This is a genomic window from Mesorhizobium sp. M7A.F.Ca.CA.004.04.2.1, from assembly GCF_004022825.1.
GTDB lineage: Bacteria > Pseudomonadota > Alphaproteobacteria > Rhizobiales > Rhizobiaceae > Mesorhizobium.
Genome location: NZ_RZPH01000807.1, coordinates 1 through 2799 on the forward strand (window position 1 = coordinate 1; position 2799 = coordinate 2799).

Sequence of the window (2799 nt, forward strand, 5' to 3'; positions counted from 1 at the left end):
AGTGGGTGCAGAGCAAGGATGTTTCGGTGAAGCGCGCGCTCGAGGGCCACGCGCCGGTGCGCAGCGATGTCTATGCCGATGCGGCGGTGCTGGCGAAATATCCCTTCTACAAGACCGCCGAGGATGTGGTGGCGACCGGCAAGTCGTTTCCGATCTTCACCTATTCGGCGCAATACGAGGATCTGCTCGGTACCCAGCTGTCGCTGGCGGCTGGCGGCCAGGCGACTTCGGAGGCAGCACTGAAGGCGGCTTCCGACGGCTTGCAGGGGCTCCTCGACAAATAGCGGTCCGGCTCGGCCAGGAGATCCGGCGCGGCGGTGTCAGCCGCGCCGGATCTTGTCCAGACCCCGGATCTTGACCAGACCAGGAACGCCACACCCCGACCAAGGCTCGGTTACGATGTTCAACGCGATCAAAAAAGGATTGGCTGCCCGTGGCCGCGAATGGCGGACCGGCTGGGCCTTTGCCTTGCCCGGCCTGCTGCTGCTGGCGATCGTGATGGGCTTTCCGCTGGCCTATGCCTGCATCCTCTCAATCTCCTCGATGACCTTGATCAAGCCGCAGCTTCTGCCGCTTGTCGGGTTCAAGAATTTCGCCTCGATGATCGGCGATGAGCTGTTCTGGAACGCGCTCTGGCTCACCGTGCGCTATTCGGCGGTGACGGTGGTCGGCGAATTCGTGATCGGGCTCGGCATCGCCCTGATGCTCAACCGGACGGTCCGGATGAAGCCGGTCTATTTCGCGGTTCTGACCATTCCCATGGCGATGTCGCCGATCAGCGTCGCCCTGATCTGGCGCATGCTGCTCCAGCCCAATCTCGGCATCGCCAATCATCTGATGGAAACGTTTGGCCTGCCGCGCCTCGACTGGCTAGGCACGCCAGGCATGGCGCTCTGGACGATGGCGGCGATCGACATCTGGCAGCAAATGTCCTTCGTCGTGCTGATCCTCGCCGCGGGGCTCGCCGCTTTGCCGCGAGATCCCTATGAGGCGGCTGAAGTGGATGGCGCACGCGGCTGGCAGCAATTCTTCTACATCACCCTGCCGATGCTTCGGCCGGTCGCGGCGATCACCATCATCATCCAGCTGATCAACGAGTTCCGGACCTACGATCTGCCTTATGTCCTGACCAAGGGCGGGCCGGGCAACGCGACCGAAGTGCTGAGCTTCTTTGCCTATCGCCGTGCCTTTCTCGGCCTTTCGCTCAACGAAGGCGCGGCAGCCGCCTTCGTGCTGCTGCTGATCGTCCTTCTGCTCACCGTGATCTTCTTTGCCGTCCTCGAACGCTCGCAAACGGGAGAGGGCCGGAAGTAGGCTGTTAAGCCTTGAGCAATCTATACAGCCTATCCTGGCTTGCAGATTGTCGAGGGAACATGAAACGCCAGCCGCTTCTGCTTTTCGCCTTTCCGTTTCTCATTCTGGCGGTCCTGGCAGGGGAGCGCATGGCGACCTTGTTGCTGGGCGCCTATCCGGCCAGCCCCACCGCATGGTGGCTATGGCTTGAACTGCGCCCTCTGTCGACGGTACTTTGGCAGCAGGTCGATGTCTGGCTGGGCGGCTCCATGGCTATCGACGCCGTCATTCTTGCCGCCGCAGCGATCGTCTGCTGGGTGGCGTGCCACGCCAAAAGATCGGCATCCTCGTTCCTCGCCAACCATGTCGCCCTGATTTTCGCTGGCCTGATGATCGCCGTCGGCAGCCATTCGGAAACGGCCAGCACGATTGCCGAATTCACCTCGCCCAAGGGTCTTCCGTATTCGCTGGCCGTCGATTTCACCTTGAAGAACAGCCTGGTGCTGCTTTTTGGCATCGTGGCCTGTGCCTACTGCCACATCGCCTTCCTCACTGAGGCGCGGGAGCGGTCCGTCCGGGCCATCCGCATCCTGGCGCTGCAGCGCGATCTCTAGAGCAATGGCGTCTAGTTGATCCGGCGGTAATAGACCTTGCCGTCGGGCTGCTGGATGCGCTGGTAGTTGGAGCTTGGGGCAGGGGGCGAGGCCGATGCTATTCTCTTCCTGGGTGCGGGTGCTTCGATGACGCCGGGCTCGCTCGCGCTCTCGCCGTCGAGCGCTTCGGGCGCTTGCGCCAGCGTGCTGGTGGCGAATTCGGACGGTTCTTCCGCACCTGGCATGGCCTCGCCGCCGGCGACCGGCATAGTCTGCCCCAGCCGGGCAATGCCGGCATCGATCTCGTTGAAGCTGCCTTGCAACTGGCTGTCCAGTTTCTCGAACCGGCTCTGAAAACCGTTGTTGACCGTGTCGAGCCGGGCCGCGATCCGCTGCTCGAACGCGCCGAGCTGCTCCAGCCGCGCTTCGACGAAGCGCAGGTCGCTCATGCCCCGATAGAGATAGACCGCGGCCGCCATGTTGACCGCGGTGATAAGAAGCGCGCCACCGGCGACGATGACGCCGATCGTCTTTGCCTTGCTGAATTTCTCGGTGGCAACCGGTTCTCGCTGTTCCTGGTTTCCGATATCGATCGCCGGCATGTCCGGTTCGCTGATCATCGTCATTGGACCACCACCTTTGCGCCGACAGCGACGCGTTTGAAAAGATCGATCACATCCGTGTTGGTGAGACGAAAACAGCCCGATGTCCCATCGAAGCCGACACCCGACGGGTCGTTGGTGCCGTGTATGCGGTAGAGCGTGTCGCGCCCGTCCCGCGACAGGTAGAGCGCCCTTGCGCCGAGCGGATTGTAGGGACCGGCGGGCACCATTTTCGGCAGCTCCGGCTGGCGGGCCCGCATTTCCTGCGGCGGGCGCCCCTCCCGCCATTCGGGCTTCGCCCCGACCCTTAC

At 62.9% G+C, this 2799-nt stretch carries 4 protein-coding genes and 1 pseudogene; 3 read left to right on the forward strand and 2 right to left on the reverse strand.

Annotated elements, in window-relative coordinates; translation table 11 throughout:
- The 3 genes and pseudogenes from EN893_RS27350 to EN893_RS27360 all read left to right on the forward strand — a co-directional run.
- A pseudogene (locus tag EN893_RS27350) lies at positions 1-284 on the forward strand (sugar ABC transporter substrate-binding protein); the annotation flags it as partial.
- A gap of 115 nt (positions 285-399) precedes the next feature.
- Positions 400-1314, forward strand: a complete 915-nt coding sequence (locus tag EN893_RS27355) for a sugar ABC transporter permease (RefSeq protein WP_127268510.1) — start codon at positions 400-402, stop codon at positions 1312-1314.
- Positions 1315-1373: 59 nt separating this feature from the next.
- The gene (locus tag EN893_RS27360) at positions 1374-1907 is read left to right on the forward strand and encodes a hypothetical protein (protein WP_127268511.1); all 534 of its coding nucleotides are present in this window, start codon (positions 1374-1376) and stop codon (positions 1905-1907) included.
- Between the two features lie 11 nt (positions 1908-1918).
- Here EN893_RS27360 and EN893_RS27365 read toward each other — a convergent pair whose 3' ends face one another.
- The gene (locus tag EN893_RS27365; RefSeq protein WP_127268512.1) at positions 1919-2512 is read right to left on the reverse strand and encodes a hypothetical protein; all 594 of its coding nucleotides are present in this window, start codon (positions 2510-2512) and stop codon (positions 1919-1921) included.
- Positions 2509-2799: L,D-transpeptidase (locus EN893_RS27370; RefSeq protein ID WP_164901148.1), on the reverse strand; the 291-nt coding region annotated here is incomplete at its 5' end. The genes EN893_RS27370 and EN893_RS27365, both read right to left, overlap by 4 nt.

Bases quoted from the DNA above. Each gene is read 5' to 3' on its own strand.
- EN893_RS27355 (WP_127268510.1), top strand. From the start codon at position 400: ATGTTCAACGCGATCAAAAAAGGATTGGCTGCCCGTGGCCGCGAATGG.
- EN893_RS27360 (WP_127268511.1), top strand. From the start codon at position 1,374: ATGAAACGCCAGCCGCTTCTGCTTTTCGCCTTTCCGTTTCTCATTCTG.
- EN893_RS27365 (WP_127268512.1), bottom strand. From the start codon at position 2,512: ATGACGATGATCAGCGAACCGGACATGCCGGCGATCGATATCGGAAAC.